Origin of the sequence: Streptomyces sp. Sge12 (assembly GCF_002080455.1) — a bacterium.
Lineage (GTDB): Bacteria > Actinomycetota > Actinomycetes > Streptomycetales > Streptomycetaceae > Streptomyces.
In genome coordinates this window covers 4,714,614-4,738,432 of the sequence record NZ_CP020555.1, presented here as the reverse complement: position 1 = coordinate 4,738,432, position 23,819 = coordinate 4,714,614, and the positions used below count along the sequence as shown (strand labels likewise).

Here is a 23,819-nt window from a genome sequence, read left to right as displayed (position 1 = left end):
CTCACTTGCCGAAGACCATCAGGAGCTTCTCCTCCACGTCCTGGGCCCGCAGATGGTTGACGGAGATGAAGAACCGTCCGTCCACGTAGTCCATCCCCGGGTTGTAGAAGGCGTTCTCGATCGGGGCGGCGGGGCCCGAGGGATGGCGCAGCAGCGCGGTGGGCGTGCCGCCCGCGGCCGGGATCGAGATGACCTCGCCGCCCTGCTCGGACTCGGCGGCCTTGCGGTAGGCGATCAACTGCCCGTCCACGGCCCTGAGCGGGGTGAGGGTGCGCTTGTCCCCGGCCGGGGTGCGCCACTTGGCCTTGCCGGTGGTCAGGTCGAAGGCGACGATCTCGTTGGCCGCGCCTTTTTCCGCCGCGGTGGGCAGGTAGAGGGTGTTGCCGTCGACGACGGACTTGGTGCAGATCGACAGGGCCCGGATGATGCCGGCGTCGCCGCAGCCGAGGGCGAAGCTGCCCTCGCCGGTGACGGTGGCGGTCTGCTTCCCGTCGGGTCCCAGGACGACGATGGCGCGCTTCTTCTCCTGCTCGTTCCCGATGTCGAGGACGGTCGGGTTCACCGAGTAGATGCTGGTGACCTTGAGCTTCGGGGGGAGCCGGTAGGCCCAGGCCTTCGCGCCGGTGACGGGGTCGACGCCGTGGACCTCGGTGTTGGCCTCCTCGTCGGTGCAGGTGACCAGGGCGATCATCTTGCCGTTGCCGGCCTCGTAGGAGTCCGGTTGGCAGCCCTCGCCCCGGGGGTTCGCGAAGAGCTTGTCACCGTTGCTGATCCTGAAGGCGCTGGCGGTGCCGCCGCGGCTGACGGCGACGGTGTCTCCGGTCATGGCCAGGGTGGGGCTGGTGAAGATGTCGAAGAGCCCTTCCTTGGGCACCTCCTTCGACCAGACCTCCTTGCCCGTCTTGAGGTCGACCACGCGCAGCTGGTTGCAGGAGGTGCTGTCCCCCTCGCCGTCGCGGTACATGACGGCCGTCCGGCCCTCGGGCGTGGCCTGTGCGGCGACGGAGCAGATGAGGGCGGGGAAGGGAAGGGTCCACTTCTCCTTGCCGTCGGTGACCGAGTAGCCGTTGAGGTTCTTCCACACGGTCTTGACGACGGTGTCGCCCACCACCCACTGGCCGGCGGAGTCGACGCCCATGCCCGGGCCGTCGACCTTGAGGGTCTTGAGCCACAGGACCTTGTCCTCGCCCTGCTTGCGGCCGGCGTTGAGGTCCGCCTGCTGGGGGCCGGCGTCGCCGTTGCCGTCGCCCTTCGCCACGGAGGGGGAGCCGGACGGCTTGGCGTCGGTGGGCTGCGCGGTCGGCTTCCCGTCCTTGTCGTCGCCGGAGAACGCGACGTAGCCGACACCGCCCAGGACGAGGGCGGCGGCCACCACGGCGGCGATCAGGACGGCGCGCTTCTTCTTCGGCGCCGTGCCGGGGCCGCCGCCGGATGCGGGCGGCGGGTAGCCGTGGCCCGCGTGCTGCTGCACGGTGGGCGGCTGCGGCGGGTAACCGGGCTGCTGGGCGTACGGGTTCTCGCTCGGCGGCGGGAAGCCGTAGCCCTGCTGCGGCGGGCCGGGCAGGTGTCCGTAACCGGAAGGTGTCGGTGGCTGGTTCGGCGGCTGGGGCGGCTCGGTCATCAGCGCACACTTTCGGCATCGGGCGGTCGGGGAGGATGACCTTTCTATCACTGACGGCGCTCATACATCGGGCCGGTCCACCCCCTGTTCCCAAGGGAGGACCGGCCCGTGACGCCGCCGTTATCCGGCCAGTTGGCCCGCGGAACGGGCCGCAGCGGGGCCGATCGCCCCGGCCGCGGTCACGCCTCCTCGGCCAGCTCCAGCCAGCGCATCTCCAAATCGTCGCGGTCCGCGAGGAGTTCGCGGAGCTCCGCGTCGAGCTTGGCCACCTTGTCGTAGTCGGTGGAGTTCTCGGCGATCTGGGCGTGCAGGTTGCCCTCGCGGTCGGCCAGCTTGTTCAGCTGCCGCTCGATCTTCTGGAGCTCCTTCTTCGCGGCGCGCGAGTCCCCCGAGGCGGTGGACTTCGCCGCACCGGCGGTCTGGACGGGCACCGGAGCGGCCGCCTCGATCATCCGCTGCCGGCGCTCCAGGTACTCGTCCAGGCCCCGCGGCAGCATCCGCAGGCTGGCGTCGCCCAGCAGCGCCATCACCGTGTCGGTGGTGCGCTCGATGAAGAAGCGGTCGTGGGAGATCACGATCATGGAGCCGGGCCAGCCGTCGAGGAGGTCCTCCAGCTGCGTCAGGGTCTCGATGTCGAGGTCGTTGGTGGGCTCGTCGAGGAACAGGACGTTGGGCTCGTCCATCAGCAGGCGCAGGATCTGCAGGCGGCGGCGCTCACCGCCGGAGAGGTCGCCGACCGGCGTCCACTGCTTCTCCTTGGTGAAGCCGAACTGCTCGCAGAGCTGGCCCGCCGTCATCTCGCGGCCCTTGCCGAGGTCGACGCGGTCACGGACCCGCTGGACGGCCTCCAGGACGCGCAGGGACGGGTCGAGTTCGCCCACCTCCTGCGAGAGGTAGGCCAGCTTGACGGTCTTGCCGACGATGATCTTCCCGGCGGCGGGCTGGACCTCGCCCTGGGTACGGGCGGCCTCGGCGAGCGCGCGCAGCAGGGAGGTCTTGCCGGCGCCGTTGACGCCGACGAGGCCGACGCGGTCGCCGGGGCCCAGGTGCCAGGTGAGGTGCTTGAGCAGCTCCTTGGGCCCGGCGTGCACGCTGACGTCCTCGAGGTCGAAGACGGTCTTGCCCAGGCGGGCGTTGGCGAACCGCATCAGCTCGCTCGTGTCGCGCGGCGGCGGCACGTCGGCGATCAGCTCGTTCGCCGCCTCGATGCGGTAGCGGGGCTTGGAGGTCCGGGCGGGGGCGCCGCGGCGCAGCCAGGCCAGCTCCTTGCGCATCAGGTTCTGGCGCTTGGACTCCTCGGTGGCGGCGATCCGCTCGCGCTCGGCGCGGGCGAAGACGTAGTCGCTGTAGCCGCCCTCGTACTCGTGCACGTCTCCGCGCTGCACGTCCCACATGCGGGTGCAGACCTGGTCGAGGAACCAGCGGTCGTGGGTGACGCAGACGAGCGCGGAGCGGCGCTCCTGGAGGTGCTTGGCCAGCCAGGAGATGCCCTCGACGTCGAGGTGGTTGGTGGGCTCGTCGAGGATCAGGAGGTCCTGGTCGGCGATGAGCAGCTTGGCCAGGGCGATCCGGCGGCGCTCGCCACCGGAGAGCGGGCCGATGACGGTGTCGAGGCCCTGGCCGAAGCCGGGCAGGTCGAGGCCGCCGAAGAGTCCGGTCAGGACGTCACGGATCTTGGAGTTGCCGGCCCATTCGTGATCGGCCATGTCCCGGATGATCTCGTGGCGGATGGTCGCCCGGGGGTCGAGGGAGTCGTGCTGGGTGAGGACGCCCATGCGCAGGCCGCCGGACTGGGTGACCCGGCCGGTGTCGGGCTCCTCCAGTTTGGCGAGCATCCGGATGAGGGTGGTCTTGCCGTCGCCGTTGCGGCCGACCACGCCGATCCGGTCCCCCTCGGACACGCCGAGGGAGATGCCGTCCAGCAGGGTACGTGTGCCGTACACCTTGCTGACTGCCTCGACATTGACCAGATTGACGGCCATCAGACGCGCTCCAGGGAAAGGGTGTGGATCAGCCCCTCAGCCTAACCCTCCGGGCCGGGGCAGACCGTTCTACGAGATACCAGCCGCCCAGTGCCATCGCGATGGCGGCCGGAGCGGTGACGGGCAGGGCGATCAGCGTGGCGCTGTGCCCGTCGAGCAGGCCGCCGAGCCCGGTCATCGACAGGCCCAGGACGCCGAGCAGGCACAGGGTGATCCCGAGCGCGGCGAGCGGACCGCCGGTGCGGCGGGGGGCCGGGCCCGGCGCCTGCCCCGGGGCGGGGGCGTTCGGCCGGGGCGCCTCGAAGCGGCGGAACAGCGCGACGAGTCCGCCCGTGACCAGGGCCGCCGCCAGGATCCGTACCGGCACCTGCGCCCACCAGGCGGCGGTGGCCGGGGCGGGCAGGTCGAGGCCGAGCGCGAGCTGCGCCCCGTACACGCCGAGCATGGCGGTGAGGTGCCACAGGAAGGCGGTCATGGCGAGGCCGTTGGCGGCGACGACCCCGCGCCAGACGCGCGGGCGGCGCAGCCAGGCGGTGGCGGGCCGGGCCAGCAGCTGGACCGCGCCGACGAGCCACAGGCCGTGGCAGAGCAGGGCCAGGGTGGGCGGGGCCATGTTGGACACCTTCTCCCCGGGCATCCCCACCATGGACAGCGGGTACGGGCCGTACGCCACCAGCAGGGCGGCCGTGACGAGACCCGCGGCGGCGAGGACGGCGGGCCGGCGGATCCGGCCGTCGGCGCGCAGGAAGCCGAGCTGGTGGACGGCGAGCCAGACGAAGGCGAAGTTCAGGAACTCCACGTACGGGACCCCGAGCGCGAAGCGCAGTACGTCCACCAGCGCGGCCGCCCCGGCCAGTGCGGCGAAGGCGCCCCAGCCGTGGCGCTCGTGGAGCTTCAGCAGCAGCGGGGTGAAGGCGACCATGGCCAGGTAGATCCCGATGAACCACAGCGGCTGGGTGACCAGCCGCAGCGCCGCCCCGGTCAGCCCGCCGCCGCCCCGGCCGGCGAGCTGCACGGCGAGCGCGAGCGCGGCCCACACCACGACGAAGACGAGGGTGGGGCGCAACAGCCGCTGGAGCCGGGCCCGCAGGAAGACGGCGTAGACGGGACCGTCGGTGCGGCGGGCGAGGGAGCGGTAGGACAGGGCGTGCGAGAACCCGCCGACGAAGAAGAAGACGGGCATGATCTGCAACCCCCAGGTGAGCACCTGGAGGGCGGGCACGAGGGCGAGCAGATTCCCTATGCCGTCGGCGCTGACGGCCGCCATCAGCCAGTGCCCGGCGATGACGGTGCCGAGCGAGGCGACGCGCAACAGGTCGACGTACCGGTCGCGGTCGGCGGGGGTGGCCTCGGCCATGGCGCGTGCGCTGACTGTCATGGACCCACGGTCGCCCGCGCGGGCCGCCCCCCGACAGGGCGCGGATACTCAACTCCGCCCTGAGTAGCCCGCGGCGCGCATTCAGCCTCGCCGGCGTTTGAGGCGCGGGGTCCGGGGCGGAGCCCCGGCGGCCGGCCCGCGGGGTCAGGACGGCAGGACCGTGGCACCCGCCGCCGGGCTGGAGGCGATCCGCGTGGCCCGGCACGTGCCGGAGGCTTCGAGCGCGGCCGCGACCTTGGCGGCGGTCTCCTCGTCCGCGACGAGGAAGGCCGTGGTCGGTCCGGAGCCGGAGACCAGCGCGGCGAGCGCACCACCGTCCACGCCCGCGGCCAGCGTCCGCGCGAGCTGCGGCCGGAGCGAGAGCGCCGCCGCCTGGAGGTCATTGGCCAGTACCGCGGCCAGCGCGTCCGGATCGCCCGAGGCGAGCGCCGCCAGCAGCGCCGGCGAGGCTTCGGGGGCCGGGACCGGGATGCCGGCGGTGAGCCGGTCGAACTCGCGGAACACCGCCGGGGTGGACAGCCCCCCGTCGGCCACCGCGAACACCCAGTGGAACGTCCCCGCCCCGACCGGCGTGAGCAGCTCACCGCGGCCGGTGCCGAGCGCGGCCCCGCCGACCAGGCTGAAGGGGACGTCGCTGCCCAGCTCCGCGCAGATGTCGAGGAGCTCGGCGCGCGGGGTGTTCAGGCCCCACAGGGCGTCGCAGGCCAGCAGGGCCGCCGCACCGTCCGCGCTGCCGCCCGCCATGCCGCCCGCCACCGGGATGTTCTTCGCGATGTGGAGGTGGACGTCGGGTTCGATGCCGGCCCGGGCCGCGAGGATCTCGGCGGCGCGCGCCGCGAGGTTGGTGCGGTCCAGCGGGACCTGGTCGGCGTCCGGGCCCTCGCAGGTGATGCTCAGGGTGTCGGCCGGGGCGGCCGTCACCTCGTCGAACAGCGACACGGCGAGGAAGACGTTGGCCAGGTCGTGGAAGCCGTCGGGGCGGGCCGCGCCCACCGCCAGCTGCACGTTGACCTTCGCGGGGACCCGTACGGTCACGGCCGTCCGGCGCGCGCTCACAGTGCGGGCCTCTGCGCCGCGGGCTTGTGCTCGGCGATCGCCGCGAACTCCTCGACCGTCAGGGACTCCCCGCGGGCCTGCGGCGAGACCCCGGCGGCGACCAGCGCGGCCTCCGCGCCCGCCGCCGATCCGGCCCAGCCGGCCAGTGCGGCGCGCAGCGTCTTGCGGCGCTGGGCGAAGGCGGCGTCGACGACCGCGAAGACCTCGGCCTTGGTGGCGCTGGTCTTGATCGGCTCGGTGCGGCGCACCAGCGAGACGAGACCGGAGTCGACGTTCGGGGCGGGCCAGAAGACCTTGCGGCCGATGGCGCCGGCGCGCTTGACGTGCGCGTACCAGTTGGCCTTGACGGAGGGCACCCCGTAGACCTTGTTGCCCGGCTCGGCGGCCAGCCGGTCGGCGACCTCGGCCTGCACCATCACCAGGGTCCGCTCGATGGTCGGGAAGCGGTCGAGCATGGTCAGCAGGACGGGCACGGCCACGTTGTAGGGCAGGTTCGCGACGAGCGCGGTCGGCGGCGGGCCGGGCAGTTCGGTCACGAGCATCGCGTCGGAGTGGACCAGCGCGAAGCGGTCCTTCTTCGCGGGCATCCGGGCTTCGATGGTGGCGGGCAGTGCCGCGGCCAGGATGTCGTCGATCTCGACGGCGACGACCCGGTCCGCGGCCTCCAGCAGCGCGAGCGTCAGCGAGCCGAGCCCCGGGCCGACCTCGACGACGACGTCGTCCGGGCGGACCTCGGCGGTGCGCACGATCCGGCGCACCGTGTTGGCGTCGATGACGAAGTTCTGCCCCTTCTGCTTCGTCGGGCGTACGCCGAGGGCGGCGGCCAGCTCCCTGATGTCGGCCGGCCCCAGGAGGGCGTCGGGGGTGCCGGGGGAGGTGTTCTCGGGGTTCTCGGGCTGCTGCTCTGCGGTGCTCACCGGTAAAGCGTCTCAGATCGGCGTGCCCGCTACGACGTGAGCCTGCGGCCGCAGTGCGGCCACGGGCTCGCCCCGCGCTGCACGTAGAGCTTCTTCGCCCGGTACGTCTGTTCCGTGCCCGAGGCGTCCTGCGGGCGGCCGCTGCCGCCGAGGCCCTGCCAGGTGCGGACGTCGAACTGGTAGAGGCCGCCGTAGGTGCCCGAGGCGTCGGTGGCGGAGGGGCGGCCGCCGGACTCGCACTGGGCGAGGGCCGCCCAGTTGAGGCCGTCGGCGCCGGCGACCGAGCTCGGCAGGGATCTGGTGCCGACCCGGACGAGCTGGGCGACGGGTTCGCGGACGACCTCGTCGGCGATGGGCCGCGGCTTCTGCCGGACCCCGTTGACGGTGCGCAGGCTGTACGTGACCCTGCGCGCGCCGGGGCGGCCGACGCGTTCGACGACCTCGGTTCCGGCGAACAGCTCGGGGTCCTTGACCTTCTCGGTCTCGAAGGGGATGCGCTCCTCGCGGACCTCGCGGGTGCCGGTGATGCGCAGCACGGTGACGGTCTGGCCGTCGCGCGGGAAGTCGGTGGGGGGTACGGAGGTGGTGTCCTGGCCGTGGAGGGTGATGCCGGCCTGGTCGAGGGCCTCCTGGACGGTGGCGGCGTTGGTGCGGATGGTGCGTTCGCGGCCGTCGGCCATGAAGGTGACGCTGCGTTCGGTACGGACGCCGAGGGCCATGCCGGCGCGCGGGACGGGCGCGGTGCGGGGGGCGGAGAGGTAGGCGCCCTCGGCGCGGATGCCGAACTGGCGCAGCGCGCCCTCGACGGTGCGGGCGGTGGTCCACACCTGGCGCTGCTGGCCGTCGAGGGTCAGGCGCAGCGGGCGGCCGTAGCGGAGGACGACCTCCTCGCCGTCTTCGAGGGGTTCGCCGGCGGCGGGGGCGACGAGGTCGTGGGGGCCGATGCCGAGGCCTTCGGCGGCGAGCAGTTCGCCGATGTCGTCGGCGAAGGTGTGCAGGTTGCGCGGAACCCCGTCCACGGTGAGCCGTACCGCTTTGTCGGCGGCCACGAAGGCCGTGGTGCCGCCCGCGAGGAAGGCGACGACGAGGGCCTGCGGCACGATCCGCCGCCAGTGGGTGCCGGGGGGCCGTTCGGGGGCGCCGCGGCCCCGGGCGCGGCGGCGGCCGGGTCCGGCGCCCTGGCCCGGGACCGGGACCGCGGGGGCGCGGGGCGGGGCGGGCGCCGTGGCGGGGCCCGGCACGGTGCCCGCCGGGTTCGCGGCCCGGCGGCGGCCCGACCCGGGTGCCACGGGGCCCACGGGTGCCACGGGCGTCGCGGCCAGGGTGTCGGCCTCGGCGAGCTCGACCGGTGACATGGCGGCCCGGCGGCGGCGCCCGCCGCGCGGGGCGGGCACGGCCGGCTCGGGGTCCCAGGCCGCCGGCTCGAGGTCCCACGCGTCGGTTTCGGGGTCCCATGCGGCGGGGCCGGGATCGCCCGTACCGGCCGGCCAGGCCAAGGGCTGGGCCTCGTACGCCTCGGGGACGGGACCGCCACGGCGGTGACTGCCCTGCGTATCGCTCACGACGCTCGCTCCACTGGTGATCCGGCACCCTCTGAGTGCGGGCACGGCACCCTAGCGGAGGAGTCGTCACGCTCCAAAGCGGTACGACTACCCAGCGTGTCGGAGTGGGCGGGGCGTCAGTGGCGGTCAGTAGTCGAAGGCACGGGCCGTGTTGGCCGCCAGCGCGGTGGCCATCGCGTCCTCGTCGATGCCGCGGACCGCGGCCATCGCCCGGACCGTCAGCGGAATGAGGTACGGCGCGTTGGGCCGTCCGCGGTACGGGGCGGGGGTCAGGTACGGCGCGTCCGTCTCGACGAGCACCAGGTCCAGCGGGGCCACGGCCAGTGCCTCGCGCAGCGGGGCCGCGTTCTTGAAGGTGACGGTCCCGGCGAAGGACAGGTAGTACCCGGCGGCGGCGCACTCGCGGGCCATGTCCGCGTCCCCGGAGTAGCAGTGGAAGACGGTCCGTTCGGGGGCGCCCTCCTCGCGCAGGACGCGCAGCACGTCCGCGTGGGCCTCCCGGTCGTGGATGACCAGCGCCTTGCCCTGCCGCTTGGCGATCTCGATGTGCGCGCGGAAGGAGCGCTCCTGGGCGGCCATGCCCTCCGGACCGGTGCGGAAGTAGTCCAGCCCGGTCTCGCCGACCGCCTTGACGTGGGCGAGGGCGGCCAGCGCCTCGATCTCCGCCAGGGCCTCGTCGAGGGCGGCCTCGCCGCCGCCGGCCCGGGCGCCCTGCCGCGACCAGCCGTCCGGATCGCCGTGGACGATGCGCGGGGCTTCGTTCGGGTGGAGGGCGACGGCCGCGTGGACGTTCTCGTACGCGGCCGCGGTCTCGGCGGCCCACCGGGAGCCCTTCACGTCGCAGCCCACCTGGACGACGGTGGTCACGCCCACCGAGGCCGCCTTCGCGAGGCCCTCCTCGACGGTGCCCGACTGCATGTCCAGGTGGGTGTGCGAGTCGGCGACCGCCACCCGGAGGGGTTCGGGCAGCGGCGGCGGTGCGTCCTTGGGCTGCGTCTTCTCCACGCGTGTGCTCATACGGCCGATCTTATGACCGGCGGAAGAGCCCCTTCAGACGGGAGAGCAGGCCCCGGCGCTCCCCTGCCGGGTCGAGCGCCACGGGCCCCGGGGAGGCGTGCGGGCGGGGCGCCCTGCGCTGCTTCGGCGGCCGGGGGACGTCCACGCCGGCCGGTACCGGTCCGGCGATCCCGGGGGCTATCTGGTGGTGGTAGAGGTGGTCGATCATGCCCATGACGGAGGAGACCTGTCCGGCCCGCATGATCCGTACGACGTGTCCGCCGCAGTTCAGGCAGGTCGGGTTGGACAGGGGGGAGGGCACGCGCTCGCCGTCGACCTTGTACATGATGAACGGCTCGCCCTTGGCGTCGACGTGGTGCTCGATCGCGTACGCCTGCTCCCAGCCGTACCCGCACCTCATGCACGCGAAGGAGTAGGCCTCGTAAACGGTGTGCACGTCGGAGGCGGTCACAGCGACAGGGACTGCGACGGGGACGGGTACCGGGGTGTCTGCGATCTCACTCATGCCAGCTCCTCTTGTTCCACTGGTGCCATTGCCAGTGGACGCCTCAACGGGCGGGAGCGCATCAGGCCCTGTCTACTGTTGGACGGTCCTTGGGCGACTCATTCCGAAAGTGCCCGGTGCGCGGTCTGAGCTTTGCCTTTCAGGTTAGCTCTTTACCTGCTCACGGCATCTTTTGTGCCGCGTTCTTTGCCGCGACCACCGCGTCGAACACGTCGCGCTTGGGTACGCCGGCCTCGGCGGCGACCGCCGCGATGGCCTCCTTGCGCCGCTCGCCGGCCTCCTCGCGCACCCGCACCCGGCGCACCAGCTCCTCGTCGTCGACGTCGCCGGGCCCGGCCGCCGGAGCGCCCTCGACCACGATCGTGATCTCGCCGCGCACGCCCTCGGCGGCCCAGGCAGCGAGCTCGCCGAGCCCGCCGCGCTTGACCTCCTCGTACGTCTTGGTCAGCTCGCGGCACACGGCGGCCCGCCGGTCGGCCCCGAAGACCTCGGCCATGGCGGCCAGGGTGTCGTCGAGCCGGTGCGGGGCCTCGAAGTAGACGAGCGTGCGCCGCTCGCCCTCGACCTCGCGCAGCCGGCCCAGGCGCTCTCCCGCCTTGCGGGGCAGGAACCCCTCGAAGCAGAACCGGTCCACCGGCAGCCCGGACATGGCGAGCGCGGTGAGCACCGCGGACGGCCCGGGGACGGCGGTGACCTTGATGTCCTTCTCCACGGCGGCGGCGACGAGCCGGTAGCCGGGGTCGGACACCGAGGGCATGCCCGCGTCGGTCACCAGCAGCACCCGCGCGCCGCCGGCCAGGGCCTCGACCAGCTCCGGGGTGCGCGCCGACTCGTTGCCCTCGAAGTACGACAGGACGCGCCCCGTGGTGTGGACGCCCAGCCCCTGGGTCAGCCGGCGCAGCCGCCGGGTGTCCTCGGCCGCGATCACGTCGGCCCGCTCCAGCTCGGTCGCCAGACGCGGCGGGGCGTCCGCGAGATCGCCGATCGGGGTCCCGGCGAGCACGAGCGTGCCCGTCGGGCCGTCGGCCGCGGCGGCGCTGGAGGTGGGTTCGGTGCGGCGGGGCTGGTCAGTTGTCACCCGCCCATCCTCTCAGCCCCGTGCCCCGCCGCCCCCCGCCACTGGTGGCGCACACAGATCTCTTCCCTACGATGTGCCGGTGACCAGTACCGCGACGCCGCCGCCCAGCCCCGCGGGGGCCCCGCCCGCCTCACCGGTGGGACGCGAAGACGAACCGACCACCTGGCTGCGCCGGCTGCGCGGCTTCGGCTACGTGCCGCCCGCCGGGGCGTCCGCGCGCGCGGACGTGCGCACCCGGCTGGTGCCCCCGTACGCCAGGCCGTCCAAGCAGCTGTGGATGACCTTCGGGCTGGCGCCCGAGGTGTGGGGGGCCTGGCAGCGGATCGTGTCGTGGGCGGGGCCGGTGCTGGTGGCGCTGGTCGCCGGGGTGCTGCGGTTCGTGCACCTGGGCAGCCCGAAGGCGGTGATATTCGACGAGACGTACTACGCCAAGGACGCCTGGGCCACGATCAAGCAGGGCTACGAGGCGAGCTGGCCCAAGGACATCGACAAGTCGATCCTCGCCAACCCGTCCGGGGTCGCCCTCCCGACGGATCCGGGCTACGTCGTGCACCCGCCCGTCGGCAAATGGGTGATCGGGCTCGGCGAGTGGATGTTCGGGTTCACGCCCTTCGGCTGGCGGTTCATGACGGCGGTGCTCGGCACGCTGTCGGTGCTGATGCTGTGCCGGATCGGGCGGCGCCTGTTCCGCTCGACCTTCCTCGGCTGCCTGGCGGGCGCGCTGCTCGCGGTGGACGGGCTGCACCTGGTGATGAGCCGCACGGCGCTGCTGGACCTGGTGCTGATGTTCTTCGTGCTCGCCGCCTTCGGGGCGCTGCTCATCGACCGTGACCGGGCCAGAGCCCGGCTCGCGGACGCGCTGCCGGTGGACGAGGAGGGCCGGACCCGGCCCGACGCGAAGATCGCCGAGACCCTGCGGCTGGGCTGGCGGCCGTACCGGATCCTGGCCGGCGTCTGTCTGGGCCTGGCCGCGGGCACGAAGTGGAACGGCTTCGTCGTCCTGGCGTTCTTCGGCGTCCTGACGGTCCTGTGGGACGCGGCCGCGCGGCGCACCGCGGGCGCGGGTGCCCCGTACGCGTCGATGCTGCGGCGCGACGCGCTGCCCGCCTTCGTCTCCACCGTGCCGGTCGCGATCGTGACGTACCTGGCCTCCTGGTCGGGCTGGATCTTCAGCCCGGACAACGGCAAGGGCGGCTACCTGCGCGACTGGGCGGCCAAGAACGACGGGGGCAGCTCGCTGGGCTTCCTGCCGGAGTGGCTGCGCAGCCTGTGGCACTACGAGACCGAGGTGTACCGGTTCCACGTCGGTCTGACCTCGGGGCACACCTACGAGTCCAACCCGTGGAGCTGGCTGGTCCTGGGCCGGCCCGTCTCCTACTTCTACGAGTCCCCCGAGCCGGGCACCGACGGCTGCCCGGCGACGGAGGCGGGCAAGTGCGCCCGCGAGGTGCTGGCCCTGGGGACCCCGCTGCTGTGGTGGGCGGGCTGCTTCGCGCTGCTGTACGTGCTGTGGCGGTGGTTCTTCCGCCGCGACTGGCGGGCGGGCGCGATCGCGTGCGCGCTGGCGGCGGGCCTGCTGCCCTGGTTCAACTACCAGGAGCGGACGATCTTCTACTTCTACGCGGTGGTCTTCGTCCCGTACCTGTGCCTGGCGGTGGCGATGATGATCGGCGCCCTGCTGGGCCCGGCCGGCTCCAGCGAGCGCAGACGCGCGCTGGGCGCGATCGGCGCGGGGGTGCTGGTCCTGCTGATCGCGTGGAACTTCATCTACTTCTGGCCGATCTACACGGGCCAGACCCTGCCGATGGACTCCTGGCGCGGCCGCATGTGGCTGGACACCTGGGTGTAGCGGTACGGAGGCGGGCCCCGGTGCCGGACGGCGTCGGGGCCTTCGTCGTCGCCCCTCCTAGCGGGACGCCTCGCAGGCCGAGGAGGCGACGTCCTTGCTGGCGCCGACCGCGACGAGGCTGGAATTGCAGCTGGTCAGGTTGCCGACGTAGCCCTGGTAGCACGCCTCCGCGACGCCGTCGGTCACCTTCGCGGCGTGCTTCGCGACGTACTGCTCGCAGGCCTTCACGTCCGCCTGCGCGGACGGGGCGGTGATGACGGCGCCGCCGAGGGCGAGGGCCAGTGCTGCGAGGATGCTGGGGATACGAGCCGACGGACGCATGCGGATGCACCTGCTCTCTCGGTCGGTCACGCGGTCCGCGGATGCGCCGGGACCGCGGGCGGGGGCGGCGGCGCGGAGCTGGTCCTCCGGGGGCGAACGGCTCGAGGCATCGGTCACCCTCGCCCTTCCGACGCTAGAACACGGCACCGGTGCACGCACGTTCGCGCCGGGCGGACCGGGCGGACCGGCGTCAGCGCGCGGGCGGGTGCTCGTCGTCCCAGGCGGGGGACGTCGTGGTGCCGGTGGTCCAGTCCCGGCGCAGGATCGCGTACCCGACGGCGTCGTGGACCGTGCCGTCGTCCGAGGGCCACCCCTCCCGGTAGTGCGCCTCCTTGACGTACCCGCACCGCAGGAAGGTCCGGCGCATCGCCCCGTTGTCCTGGCGCGTGGTGCCCTCGATCCGCCGGATCAGCGGGAGCTCGGTGAACAGGTGGCCGGTCAGCCAGGTCAGCGCCCGGGGGCCGATGCCCTGCCCGCGATAGCGGGAGCGGATCCGCAGGTCGAAGACGGGTGTGCCGTCGCCCAGGTCCATCAGCCGGATCAGGCCGAGGGTCTCGCCTCCGCCGGCGATCCAGAACGATCTGGTCTCCTCGTTGTCGAACCGGCCGTCCGCGGCCCACTGCCGGGCCCGGTCCGGGGCGACCACGGGCGAGCCGTGGAACGGCCAGGTGTCCCCCGTGAGGAAGGCGACCAGGTCATCGGCTTCGGAGGGGGCGTAGCGGCGGTAGGCGATGTCCACGGCGGCACTCCAGGGGGCAGGGCGACCGGCCCCGAACGGGCTTCGTCCAGAGGTTCCGGTCCGGTAACAACGGCGTACGGGAGCTCAGCACAGCGTAATGTCCGCACCAAGGGTTCTTGAACATGTTCAGGGACCGTCGATTCATGGGGGAAGGTACGCAGGTGAACGGGGCAGCGAAAGGTGCCGTCGTCGGCGGGGTGTTCCTCGCGATGCTCGGCGGCGCCGGGTACGGGGTGTACACGCTCGTCGGGGACGGCGGCGGGGACGGCAAGGGCGACGAGACCACCGCCCTGGCCGAGAAGGGCAGCGGGCCGGTCGGCGAGAAGGACGCCGCGAAGACCGCGAAGGCCTTCCTGACCGCGTGGGCGGCCGGGGACGAGCGGGTGGCGGCCGACCTCACGAACAACGCCGCGGCCGCGCAGGCCGCTGTCGGGGACTTCAGGACGAAGGCGTACGTGTCCAAGGCGGTGATCACCCCCGGTACGCCGAACGGCGCCACCGTGCCGTTCAAGGTCGAGGCGGAGATCACCTACGAGGGGACCACCAAGCCGCTGGCCTACGACTCCCAGCTGACCGTGGTCCGCGGGCTCACCAGCGGGAAGCCGCTGGTCGACTGGCAGCCCTCGGTGATCCACCCGCAGCTCCAGAAGGACGAGGCGCTGCGCGCCGGCGCCCCCGCGAGCCCGCCGGTCAAGGCCGTGGACCGCAACGGCGAGGAGCTGACCGCGGAGAAGTACCCCTCGCTGCGCCAGGTCCTCGCGGAGCTGCGGCAGACCTACGGCGGCAAGGCGGGCGGCAAGGCGGGGGCCGAGCTGTGGATCGAGCCGGCCGCCAAGGAGGCGCCGAAGCGGACCCTGCTGACCCTCGTCGAGGGCGAGCCGAGCACCCTCAAGACCTACCTGGACGCGAAGGTGCAGGCCGCGGCCGAGCAGGCGGTCGCCAAGTTCCCGGAGGCCTCGGTGGTCGCCGTCCAGCCGAGCAACGGACACATCCTGGCCGTCGCGAACAACCGCAAGGACGCCTTCAACGCGGCGATGCAGGGCAACCGGGCCCCCGGATCCACGATGAAGATCGTGACGGCGGCGATGCTGCTGGACCGCGGCCTGGTCGCCGCGGACAAGCCGGCGGAGTGCGCGAAGACGGTGACCTGGGGCCGCGAGTTCCACAACCTGAACAACTTCGAGCTGCCGGCCGGCACGAACTTCGCGACCTCGTTCGCCCGCTCCTGCAACACCGCCTTCATCAAGCAGATCAAGCCCGTCGACGACGACTCCGCGCTGCCGAAGGAGGCCACGGAGGTCTTCGGCATCGACCTGGACTGGAAGACCGGCATCAAGTCCACCGACGGCAAGGTGCCGCCGGCCACGGGCGCGGCGGCGGCCGCCGAGTACATCGGGCAGGGCCAGATCACCATGAACCCGCTGAACGTCGCGTCCATCACCGCGACGGCCCGCACCGGGGTGTTCCGCCAGCCGGTGCTGGTCTCGCCGGAGCTCGACGGCCGGAAGATCGCGACGGCCGAGCGCCGGATGAAGTCCTCGGTGCAGCAGCAGCTGGTGTCCATGATGAAGCTGACGGCCTCCAGCGGCACCGCACGGGAGGCGATGGCGCCGGTCCGCGGCTCGGACAAGGGCGCGAAGACCGGTTCGGCGGAGGTCGGCGGCGCCGGGGACAGCCCGGACAGCTGGTTCACCGGCTTCAGCGGCGACGTGGCCGCGGCGGCCATGGTCGAGGGCGGTGGGCACGGCGGCGAGGCGGCCGGCCCGATCGTCGCCCAGGTACTGAACGCGGGCTGAGGCCCCGGCCGACGGCGCGGGAGACGGCCTAGGCTCCGGGCATGACGACCACAGCGCACCCCCGTTTCGCCGAGGCACTGACCGCCCTCGGCATCGACGCCGAGGTACGGGCCTTCCCTGAGGCCACCCGGACCGCTGCGCAGGCCGCGGCGGCGATCGGCTGCGAGCTCGGCCAGATCGTGAAGTCGCTGGTCTTCGCGGCGGACGGGGTCCCCGTCCTGGTCCTGATGGACGGGTCCTCCCGCGTCGACGTCACGGCGGTCGGCCGCGAGCTGGGGGCGGACCGGGTGACCCGGGCGGACGCGGCCGTGGTCCGGGAGACCACGGGCTACGCCATCGGCGGGGTGCCGCCCTTCGGGCACCGGACGCGCACCCGGGTGCTGGCCGACCGGTCCCTGCTGGCCCACGACACGGTCTGGGCGGCGGCCGGGACCCCGTACACGGTGTTCCCGATGGCTCCCGGCGACCTCGTCAGGTACGCCGGGGCCACCCTGGCCGACGTGCGCGAGCAGCCGCCGGAGCCGTCACAGGGCTGAGCGCAGCGCCCGTACCAGGGCCTGGGCCCGCGGGTCCGCGGTGACCGACTTGGCCAGGGCGTTGGTGACGTAGCCGAAGCCGATGCCCGCCTCCGGGTCGGCGAAGCCCAGGGATCCGCCGCGGCCCGGGTGGCCGAAGGAGGTCGGCGAGAGCAGCGGCGAGGCCGGGCCGTGCAGCATGTAGCCGGCGCCGAAGCGGGTGTTCACGACCAGGACCCGGTCCGGCCCGGCGGAGTGCTCACGGGCGGCCAGCGCAGTGGTGGCCGGGGTGAAGATCCGCGCGCCGTCCTCGACCACGCCGATCGTGGCCCCGTAGAAACGGGCCAGGGCGCGGGCTGTCCCGATGCCGTTCGAGGCGGGGAGTTCGGCGGCCCGGTAGGCGGGGTCGTTCTCGTCGGGCAGCGGTTCGATGGCGGCGAAGGCCCGGCGGGTGAGGGAGTCCGGGTCGGCGTAGGCCTCGGAGACGTTGCGCCGCGGCCGGGTGCGCAGCATGCCCGCGCTCTCGGGCGGCTCGACCGGCGCGACCCGGCCCACCCGGTGGGCCTCGGCCTCCGGAAGGCCGATCCAGAACTCCAGCCCCAGCGGCTCGGCGATCTCCTCGGCCAGGACGCAGCCCAGCGTGCGGCCGGTCGCCCGCAGCACCAGCTCCGACAGCAGCCAGCTGTAGGTCTGCGCGTGGTAGCCGTGCCCGGTGCCCGGCTCCCAGAAGGGCTGCTGCGCGGCGACGGCGCGCGCTCCGGACACCCCGTCGGCGGCCTCGGCGGCGGTCAGCCCGCGGTCCAGTGCCGGTATGCCGGCGCGGTGCGCGAGCACGTCCCGGACCAGGATCCGCTCCTTGCCGCCCGTCTTGAACTCCGGCCAGTACGAGCCCACGGGCGCGTCCGGGTCCAGCAGTCCGCGCTGGTGCAGCAGCAGCGGCACGGCGGCGGCCACGCCCTTGGTCGCGGACCGGACGATCTGCGCGGTGTCCTCGGTCCACGGCTCGGTGCCCTCGGCGTCCCGGGTGCCGGCCCACAGGTCGACGACCTTGCGGCCGTCCCGGTAGACGGACACGGCCGCGCCCCGGTCCCCGAGCACCTCGAAATTGCGTACGAACGCGTCCCGGACGGGCTCGAAGCCCTCCGCCACCGTCCCGTGGACATCCACGTCTACTCCCAGCACCTGCCGCGGCGCCCCGGCGGCGCCTGCCCCTGCGTCACAGTGCAACGCCCGCGGGACGGCCCTGCTTCCCGGCGCCGGTCAGTGCGGGCGGCGCGTCAGCAGGGGCGTGCGCGGGTCGAAGCCGAACGGGAGCTCCAGCCGGTGGGCCCGCATCAGCTCGTCGTCGCACAGCAGCTCCTGTGTCGGGCCGTCCGCCGCGATGGCCCCCTCGCTGAGGACCACCGCGCGCGGGCACAGTTCCAGCGCGTACGGCAGGTCGTGCGTCACCATCAGCACGGTCACGTCGAGCGAGCGCAGGATGTCCGCGAGCTCGCGGCGCGAGGCCGGGTCCAGATTGGACGAGGGTTCGTCCAGGACCAGGATCTCGGGCCGCATGGCGAGGACGGTCGCGACCGCGACGCGGCGGCGCTGCCCGAAGGACAGGTGGTGCGGCGGCCGGTCGGCGAAGTCCGCCATGCCGACCTGGTCCAGGGCGTCGCGGACCCGCTCCTCCAGTTCCGCGCCCCGCATTCCGGCCGCGGCCGGGCCGAAGGCCACGTCCTCCCGCACGGTCGGCATGAACAGCTGGTCGTCGGGGTCCTGGAAGACGATCCCGACCCGGCGGCGGATCTCGGCGAGGTTCCGCTTCGCCACGGGCAGGCCGGCCACGGACACCGAGCCGACCCCGCCGGTGAGGATCCCGTTGAGGTGCAGCACGAGGGTGGTCTTGCCGGCGCCGTTGGGTCCGAGCAGGGCGACCCGCTCGCCCTGCCCGACGGTCAGGTCCACCCCGAAGAGGGCCTGGTGTCCGTCCGGGTAGGCGTAGGCGAGGCCGGAGACTTCGAGGGAGGGGGTACGGGTCACAGGGTCCATCCCATCAGACAGACGGCGAGGGCCGTCACCGGGAGCACGGCCGCGTACGCCCACTGCGTGCGGGTGGCCGCGACCTCGTCGATCACCGGCATGGAGCCGGCGTAGCCGCGGCTGACCATCGCGAGGTAGACCCGCTCGCCCCGTTCGTAGGAGCGGATGAACAGCGCGCCGGCGGTCTTGGCGAGCACTCCCCAGTGCCGGATCCCGCTCGCCTCGAATCCGCGCGATCGGCGGGCGATGGACATCCGGCGCAGCTCGTCGCTGATCACATCGCCGTAGCGGATCATGAAGGAGGCGATCTGGACGAGCAGCGGCGGCAGCTTCAGCCGCTGGAGGCCCAGCAGCAGGGCCCGCAGCTCGGTGGTGGAGGCGAGCAGGACGGAGGCGGCCACGCCGAGGGTTCCCTTGGCGAGGACGTTCCAGGCGCCCCAGAGGCCCGAGACGCTCAGCGACATGCCGAGCACCTGCACGCGCTCGCCCTCGGCCACGAAGGGCATGAGCACGGCGAAGGCGACGAAGGGCACCTCGATCAGCAGCCGGCGCAGCAGGAAGCCGGCCGGGACCCGGGCGACGGCCGCCACGGCCGCGAGGAGGGCGGCGTACAGGCCGAAGGCCCACACCGCCTCGCGCGGTGTGGACACGACGACCACGACGAAGGCCAGGGTCGCCGCGAGCTTGCAGTGCGGGGGCAGGTCGTGGACCGGCGAGTGGCCGTGGCGGTAGAGCTTGTGGGCGTGGCCGGCCCCCATGTCAGCCCGCCGAGACGGAGGTGGCGGTGGCGGTGAGGTCCTGCGACCGGCGGCGGCGCACGGTCCAGAAGATCCCGGTACCGGCGACGACGGTCACGCCGACGCCGATGACCCCGGCGAGGCCGCCGGACAGGCGGGCGTCGTCGACGTCCTTGACGCTGTAGTCGGCGAGCGGGGAGTCCGCTGCGGCGTGTTCCTCGACCTTCTCGTCGATCCCCTTGTCCGCGGCGACCTTCTCCAGGCCGTCGGGGTTGGCGGAGGCGTAGAAGGAGACGAACCCGGCGAGCACGAGGGCGGTGACCAGGCCGGTCACCCACACCTTCTTCGTCGAACCGGCGCCCGCGGTCGTGGGCGCGGCGGCCGCGGCGGGCGCGTCGACGAGCTCGCCGTCGACGCGCAGCTTCAGCGGCGCGGTCAGCCCGCGGGCTCCGTGCACCAGGTCGGGACGTACGGCGATCACGGCGCCGACGGTCGCGGCGGTGATGGCGGCCTCGCCGATGCCGATGAGGAGGTGCACGCCGACCATGGCGGTGATCACCTTGCCGATGGGCACGTCGGTGGTGCCGCCGATGGCGTAGACGGCGGTGAAGGCGGCGGCCGCGGCGGGCACCGAGAGCAGGGCGCCGACGAAGGCGGCGGCGGTCACCGAGCGGCGGGTGGGCGGCAGGATCCCGAGCAGCCCGCGGAAGATCGCGTAGGCGACGACGACGGTGACGACGCCCATGACGGTGACGTTCACGCCGAGGGCGGTCAGCCCGCCGTCGGCGAAGAGGATGCCCTGCATGAGCAGGACGACGGACACGCACAGCACGCCGGTGTAGGGGCCGACGAGTATCGCGGCGAGCGCCCCGCCCAGGAGGTGGCCGCTGGTGCCCGCGGCGACCGGGAAGTTCAGCATCTGGACGGCGAAGATGAAGGCGGCGACGAGGCCGGCGAGCGGGGCGGTCCGCTCGTCGAGTTCGCGGCGGGCGCCGCGGAGGCTGACGGCCACCGCGGCGGCGGCGACCACTCCGGCGGCCACCGAGACGGGTGCGTTGATGAATCCGTCGGGCACATGCATGGAATGGCTCCGCTTCTTACGCAGTCTTTAGCTGTTCAACCATAGTGCCCAGTTGCAAACCGTTGGCAAGAGCGGGCGCATCACAAAGAGACCCGCGCGCTTTCGTGGGAATGTGCGAGGCTGGACAGGACAAATAGACGCAAATGTTCTGATTTCGAGGAGTCTTGTCGATGTCAGCCACCGCCGAGAATCCACCAGCGACCGCCACCGCGAGCCACGTCGAGGAGCGGGTCCGTGCCCGCGTCATCACGGACGACCCCCTCTACCGGACCATCCCGGTCGCGCTGCGCTTCGCCGTCGCCGAGCCGCTGGCCGTACGGATCGTCTTCCCGGCGGGCCTGTCCCCCGAGGGCACCGACAACGAGTGGGTCTTCCCCCTGGCCCTCCTGGAGGCGGGTCTCCAGGCCCCGACCGGGACCGGGGACGTACGGATCTGGCCCTGCGGCCGCGTCCAGGCCGTCGTCGAGTTCCACTCCCCCGAGGGCGTCGCCGTGGTGCAGTTCGACATCGCCGCGCTGCGCCGGTTCCTGCGGCGCACGTACGCCCCCGCCGCGGCCGCCACCCGTTAGGCGCAACCGGGCCCGGCCCCGTACCCCCCGATGATCGGGCGGTACGGGGCCGGGCTGTCCTGTCGGCAGGTGCGGGGCCGACGGGGTCGGGCGGTTCGTGCGGGCGGGCGGGGTCAGGCGTCGACCAGCTCGCGGTCCTTGTCCGGGCCGTGCGGGGACTGCGTGGACTCCAGGTGCTTGCGCAGGCTCTCGCCCTCCACGTCCACGTTCGGCAGCAGTCGGTCCAGCCACTTCGGCAGCCACCAGGCCTTGTGTCCGAGCAGGGCGAGCACCGCCGGGACGATGGCCATGCGGACCACGAAGGCGTCGAAGAAGACGGCGACGGCCAGACCGAAGCCGATCATCTTGACCATCTGCTCGCTGGCCCCGATGAAGCCCGCGAACACCGCGATCATGATGACGGCGGCGGCCACGACGACCCGCGCGCTGTACTGGAAGCCGGTGACCACGGCCTGGCCCGGGCGCTCGCCGTGGACGTACGCCTCACGCATCCGGGTGACGAGGAAGACCTCGTAGTCCATGGCCAGACCGAAGACGACACCCACCATGAAGATCGGCATCATCGACATGATCGGACCGGTCTGCTCCACTCCGAAGACCGAGCCGAGCCAGCCCCACTGGAAGACCGCGACGACGGCGCCGAGCGCGGCGACGACCGAGAGCAGGAAGCCGAGGGCCGCCTTGAGCGGGACCAGGACCGAGCGGAAGACCAGCATCAGCAGCAGGAAGGCGAGGCCGACGACGAGCGCCAGGTAGGGCAGCAGCGCGTCGTTCATCTTCTGCGAGAAGTCGATGTTCATCGCGGTGGCGCCGGTGACGAGGACGTCGTCACCACTGCCGTCGCGGATCTCGTGGACCAGTTCCTCGGTGTGCGCGGAGGAGGGGCGGTCCTTCGGGATCACGGTGATCACCGCGGCGTCGCCGGCCTCGTTGAGGGTCGGCGGGGTGACCGCGACGACCCCGTCCAGACCCTTGATCCGGTCGGCGGTGGAGTCGGCCAGGGCCTTGTTGCCGTCCACGACCACCATCAGCGGGCCGTTGAAGCCCGGGCCGAAGCCGTCGGACAGCAGGTCGTACGCCTGGCGCTGGGTGGTGGAGACCGGCTGGGCGCCGTCGTCCGGCAGGCCCATCTCCAGCTTGCTCGCCGGGATGGCGATGACGCCGAGACCGATCACACCGGCCAGCAGCACCATGACCGGGCGGCGCAGGACGAAGCGGGCCCAGCGGGTGCCGCCGTTGGCCTTCTTCTCGGCTCCCGCCGGCTTGCCCTTGCCGAACAGGCGGCTCTTCTTGCCCGCCGGCAGCACCTTCTTGCCCGCGAAGGCGAGGATGGCCGGGACCAGGGTCAGCGCGACGAGCACGGCGATGACCACGGTGCCCGCGGCGGCGAAGCCCATCTTGGTCAGCATCGGGATGTTGACGACGGCCAGGCCCACCAGGGCGATGACGACGGTCAGACCGGCGAAGACGACGGCGGAGCCGGCGGTGCCGACGGCACGGCCCGCGGCCTCGTCGCGCTCGCGGCCCTCGGCGAGCTCCACGCGGTAGCGGGAGACGATGAAGAGGGCGTAGTCGATGCCGACCGCGAGGCCGATCATCGTCGCGAGGGTGGCGGTGGTGTTGCCGAGGTCCAGCACGTTGGCGAGCGCGGTGATGGAGGAGACGCCGATGCCCACGCCGATCAGCGCGGTCAGCAGCGGCAGACCGGCCGCGATCAGCGAGCCGAAGGTGATGACGAGGACGATCGCGGCGACCGCGATGCCGATGATCTCGCCGGAGCCCGTCTCGGGGGCGGCCATCAGCGCGTCACCGCCGATCTGGACGTTCAGCCCGGCGGCCTTGGCGCCCTCGCCCGAGTCCTTGAGCGCGTCACGGGTGGCGTCCTTCAGCTCCATGCCGCTGACGCTGTACTTGGCGCTGATGTAGGCGGTGGAGCCGTCCTGGCTCACGGCCTGGGCCTCGTACGGGTCGGCGACGGAGGAGATCTCGGCCGCGCCCGGTCCGGTCTTCAGCCCCGTGACGATCTTCTGGACCTCGGCCTTGGGGCCGGGGTCGGTGACCTTGGCGCCCTCGGGGGCCTTGATGACGATGCGGGCGGTGGCGCCGTCGGCGGCCATGCCCGGGAAGCGCTTGTCCAGCAGGTCGAAGGCCTTCTGGGCCTCCGTGCCGGGTATCGAGAACGAGCCGGAGGTGGGTGCGGCCGCCGAGGCGGCGCCGAAGCCGGCGGCGAACAGCAACGCCACCCAGAGGAGGGCGACGAGGCCGCGGCGCCGGAAGGCGCCCCTGCCGAGTCGGTAGAGGAAGGTAGCCACGTCGGTGGTTCTCCCGTTCAGGTCGTGGGATGGATCCGGTGCGGATCAGGGCGTGAAGAGCCGGCCCGACGACGAGAGCGGCGTGTCAGGAGCAGCGATGGGGCGGTGCCGGGGACGGGGAGGGGCGAGGATCAGACGCCGAGGGCGGGGAAGACCACGGCGTCGATGAAGTCACCGAGGAAGGCCCGGTCCACCGGGCGGTCCTCGATCAGCGGGAGCGCGATGAACGCCCCGATGAGCATGTGCGGTACGAAGTCGAGCGCGGGACAGTCCGGGCGGATCTCGCCCCGGTCCACCGCGCGTTGCAGCATCGCCTGGAGACCGTTGATCTCCGGGTCGACCAGCAGGTCGCGCAGGGCCTTGTGCAACTCCGGGCTCTCGTGGACGGCATGGGCCAGACCCCGCATCAGCGCGGTGTCCTTGGCCATCTGCGCGTCGTCGGAGTGCTCGACCATGCGCGCGAAGTCCCCGCGCAGGGTGCCCGTGTCGATCTCGCGCAGCGAGACCGGCTGCGTGCACCGCAGGGCCTTGGCGACCAGTTCCGGCTTGCTCCCCCACTGGCGGTAGAGGGTGGCCTTGCTGGACTTCGTACGGGCGGCGACCGCGTCCATGGTCAGCGCCTCGTAGCCGACGTCACGCAGGAGGTCGAGGACCGCCTCGTGCAGTTCGGCCTGCCGTTCGGGGGTGATCCGGCTGCGCCGAGCCGCCATCGCCTCGGTCATCTCCGTCTCCCGCCCGATCGAAACTGTTCCGTACGCT

General features: G+C 72.9%; 21 protein-coding genes. 4 read left to right on the top strand and 17 right to left on the bottom strand.

From position 1 onward, the window contains the following. Position 1: 1 nt before the first annotated feature. From B6R96_RS21240 to rsmI, 9 genes are all read right to left on the bottom strand, one after another. Positions 2–1,621: an outer membrane protein assembly factor BamB family protein gene (locus B6R96_RS21240; protein ID WP_081523257.1), complete on the bottom strand. Its 1,620-nt coding sequence runs from the start codon at positions 1,619–1,621 to the stop codon at positions 2–4. 179 nt (positions 1,622–1,800) lie between these two features. Further along, positions 1,801–3,603 (bottom strand): ABC-F family ATP-binding cassette domain-containing protein, encoded by a 1,803-nt coding sequence (locus tag B6R96_RS21235; protein WP_081523256.1) that lies wholly within the window; start codon positions 3,601–3,603, stop codon positions 1,801–1,803. 28 nt (positions 3,604–3,631) lie between these two features. Beyond that, positions 3,632–4,981: an acyltransferase family protein gene (locus B6R96_RS21230; protein WP_081523254.1), complete on the bottom strand. Its 1,350-nt coding sequence runs from the start codon at positions 4,979–4,981 to the stop codon at positions 3,632–3,634. Positions 4,982–5,125: 144 nt separating this feature from the next. Continuing rightward, entirely contained in the window at positions 5,126–6,037 is a 912-nt protein-coding gene (locus tag B6R96_RS21225) for a 4-(cytidine 5'-diphospho)-2-C-methyl-D-erythritol kinase (RefSeq protein WP_081523252.1), read from the bottom strand. Beyond that, a complete protein-coding gene (gene rsmA / locus B6R96_RS21220; protein WP_051779225.1) occupies positions 6,034–6,954 on the bottom strand; it encodes a 16S rRNA (adenine(1518)-N(6)/adenine(1519)-N(6))-dimethyltransferase RsmA in 921 nt (306 codons plus the stop codon). Before rsmA ends, B6R96_RS21225 begins: the two co-directional genes overlap by 4 nt. Before the next feature lie 29 nt (positions 6,955–6,983). Beyond that, positions 6,984–8,309 carry a resuscitation-promoting factor gene (locus B6R96_RS21215; protein ID WP_081525187.1) on the bottom strand — a complete coding sequence of 442 codons (1,326 nt, stop codon included), beginning with the start codon at positions 8,307–8,309 and terminating at the stop codon, positions 6,984–6,986. A gap of 333 nt (positions 8,310–8,642) precedes the next feature. Then, positions 8,643–9,533 (bottom strand): TatD family hydrolase, encoded by an 891-nt coding sequence (locus B6R96_RS21210; RefSeq protein ID WP_030386205.1) that lies wholly within the window; start codon positions 9,531–9,533, stop codon positions 8,643–8,645. A 10-nt stretch (positions 9,534–9,543) separates the two neighbouring features. Beyond that, entirely contained in the window at positions 9,544–10,038 is a 495-nt protein-coding gene (locus tag B6R96_RS21205; RefSeq protein WP_081523250.1) for a hypothetical protein, read from the bottom strand. A 160-nt stretch (positions 10,039–10,198) separates the two neighbouring features. Beyond that, the gene (gene rsmI, locus B6R96_RS21200) at positions 10,199–11,041 is read right to left on the bottom strand and encodes a 16S rRNA (cytidine(1402)-2'-O)-methyltransferase (RefSeq protein WP_081525186.1); all 843 of its coding nucleotides are present in this window, start codon (positions 11,039–11,041) and stop codon (positions 10,199–10,201) included. 154 nt (positions 11,042–11,195) lie between these two features. Here rsmI and B6R96_RS21195 point away from each other — a divergent pair, with 154 nt between their 5' ends. Further along, on the top strand, positions 11,196–12,965 hold the full coding sequence (locus B6R96_RS21195) for a dolichyl-phosphate-mannose--protein mannosyltransferase (protein ID WP_078938317.1): 1,770 nt from the start codon (positions 11,196–11,198) through the stop codon (positions 12,963–12,965). A gap of 57 nt (positions 12,966–13,022) precedes the next feature. Here the strand turns inward: B6R96_RS21195 and B6R96_RS21190 are convergent, their stop codons facing one another. After that, a complete protein-coding gene (locus tag B6R96_RS21190; protein ID WP_159396354.1) occupies positions 13,023–13,286 on the bottom strand; it encodes a hypothetical protein in 264 nt (87 codons plus the stop codon). Between the two features lie 190 nt (positions 13,287–13,476). Continuing rightward, complete coding sequence (locus B6R96_RS21185; RefSeq protein ID WP_081523247.1) at positions 13,477–14,025, bottom strand: GNAT family N-acetyltransferase; 549 nt, start codon at positions 14,023–14,025, stop codon at positions 13,477–13,479. A gap of 161 nt (positions 14,026–14,186) precedes the next feature. On the opposite strand from B6R96_RS21185, the gene B6R96_RS21180 reads away from it, so the two are divergent. Beyond that, on the top strand, positions 14,187–15,821 hold the full coding sequence (locus B6R96_RS21180) for a penicillin-binding transpeptidase domain-containing protein (protein WP_107475727.1): 1,635 nt from the start codon (positions 14,187–14,189) through the stop codon (positions 15,819–15,821). Positions 15,822–15,862: 41 nt separating this feature from the next. Further along, the gene (locus B6R96_RS21175; protein WP_030386212.1) at positions 15,863–16,357 is read left to right on the top strand and encodes a YbaK/EbsC family protein; all 495 of its coding nucleotides are present in this window, start codon (positions 15,863–15,865) and stop codon (positions 16,355–16,357) included. Here B6R96_RS21175 and B6R96_RS21170 read toward each other — a convergent pair. The 4 genes from B6R96_RS21170 to B6R96_RS21155 all read right to left on the bottom strand — a co-directional run bounded on the left by B6R96_RS21170 (position 16,346) and on the right by B6R96_RS21155 (position 20,179). Next, entirely contained in the window at positions 16,346–17,503 is a 1,158-nt protein-coding gene (locus tag B6R96_RS21170) for a serine hydrolase domain-containing protein (protein ID WP_203351641.1), read from the bottom strand. The genes B6R96_RS21175 and B6R96_RS21170 overlap by 12 nt on opposite strands. A gap of 93 nt (positions 17,504–17,596) precedes the next feature. After that, positions 17,597–18,370, bottom strand: coding sequence for an energy-coupling factor ABC transporter ATP-binding protein (locus B6R96_RS21165; RefSeq protein ID WP_199815963.1), 774 nt, complete (start codon positions 18,368–18,370; stop codon positions 17,597–17,599). Further along, entirely contained in the window at positions 18,358–19,119 is a 762-nt protein-coding gene (gene cbiQ, locus B6R96_RS21160) for a cobalt ECF transporter T component CbiQ (RefSeq protein WP_030386215.1), read from the bottom strand. The genes B6R96_RS21165 and cbiQ overlap by 13 nt, the downstream gene beginning before the upstream one ends. A gap of 1 nt (position 19,120) precedes the next feature. Beyond that, positions 19,121–20,179, bottom strand: a complete 1,059-nt coding sequence (locus B6R96_RS21155) for an energy-coupling factor ABC transporter permease (protein WP_053701855.1) — start codon at positions 20,177–20,179, stop codon at positions 19,121–19,123. A gap of 170 nt (positions 20,180–20,349) precedes the next feature. Here B6R96_RS21155 and B6R96_RS21150 point away from each other — a divergent pair, with 170 nt between their 5' ends. Beyond that, positions 20,350–20,748, top strand: a complete 399-nt coding sequence (locus B6R96_RS21150; protein WP_030386217.1) for an SsgA family sporulation/cell division regulator — start codon at positions 20,350–20,352, stop codon at positions 20,746–20,748. A gap of 113 nt (positions 20,749–20,861) precedes the next feature. On the opposite strand, the gene B6R96_RS21145 is transcribed toward B6R96_RS21150, so the two are convergent. After that, the gene (locus tag B6R96_RS21145; protein ID WP_081523243.1) at positions 20,862–23,060 is read right to left on the bottom strand and encodes an MMPL family transporter; all 2,199 of its coding nucleotides are present in this window, start codon (positions 23,058–23,060) and stop codon (positions 20,862–20,864) included. A 131-nt stretch (positions 23,061–23,191) separates the two neighbouring features. Beyond that, entirely contained in the window at positions 23,192–23,782 is a 591-nt protein-coding gene (locus B6R96_RS21140) for a TetR/AcrR family transcriptional regulator (RefSeq protein WP_030386219.1), read from the bottom strand. Positions 23,783–23,819: the final 37 nt, after the last annotated feature.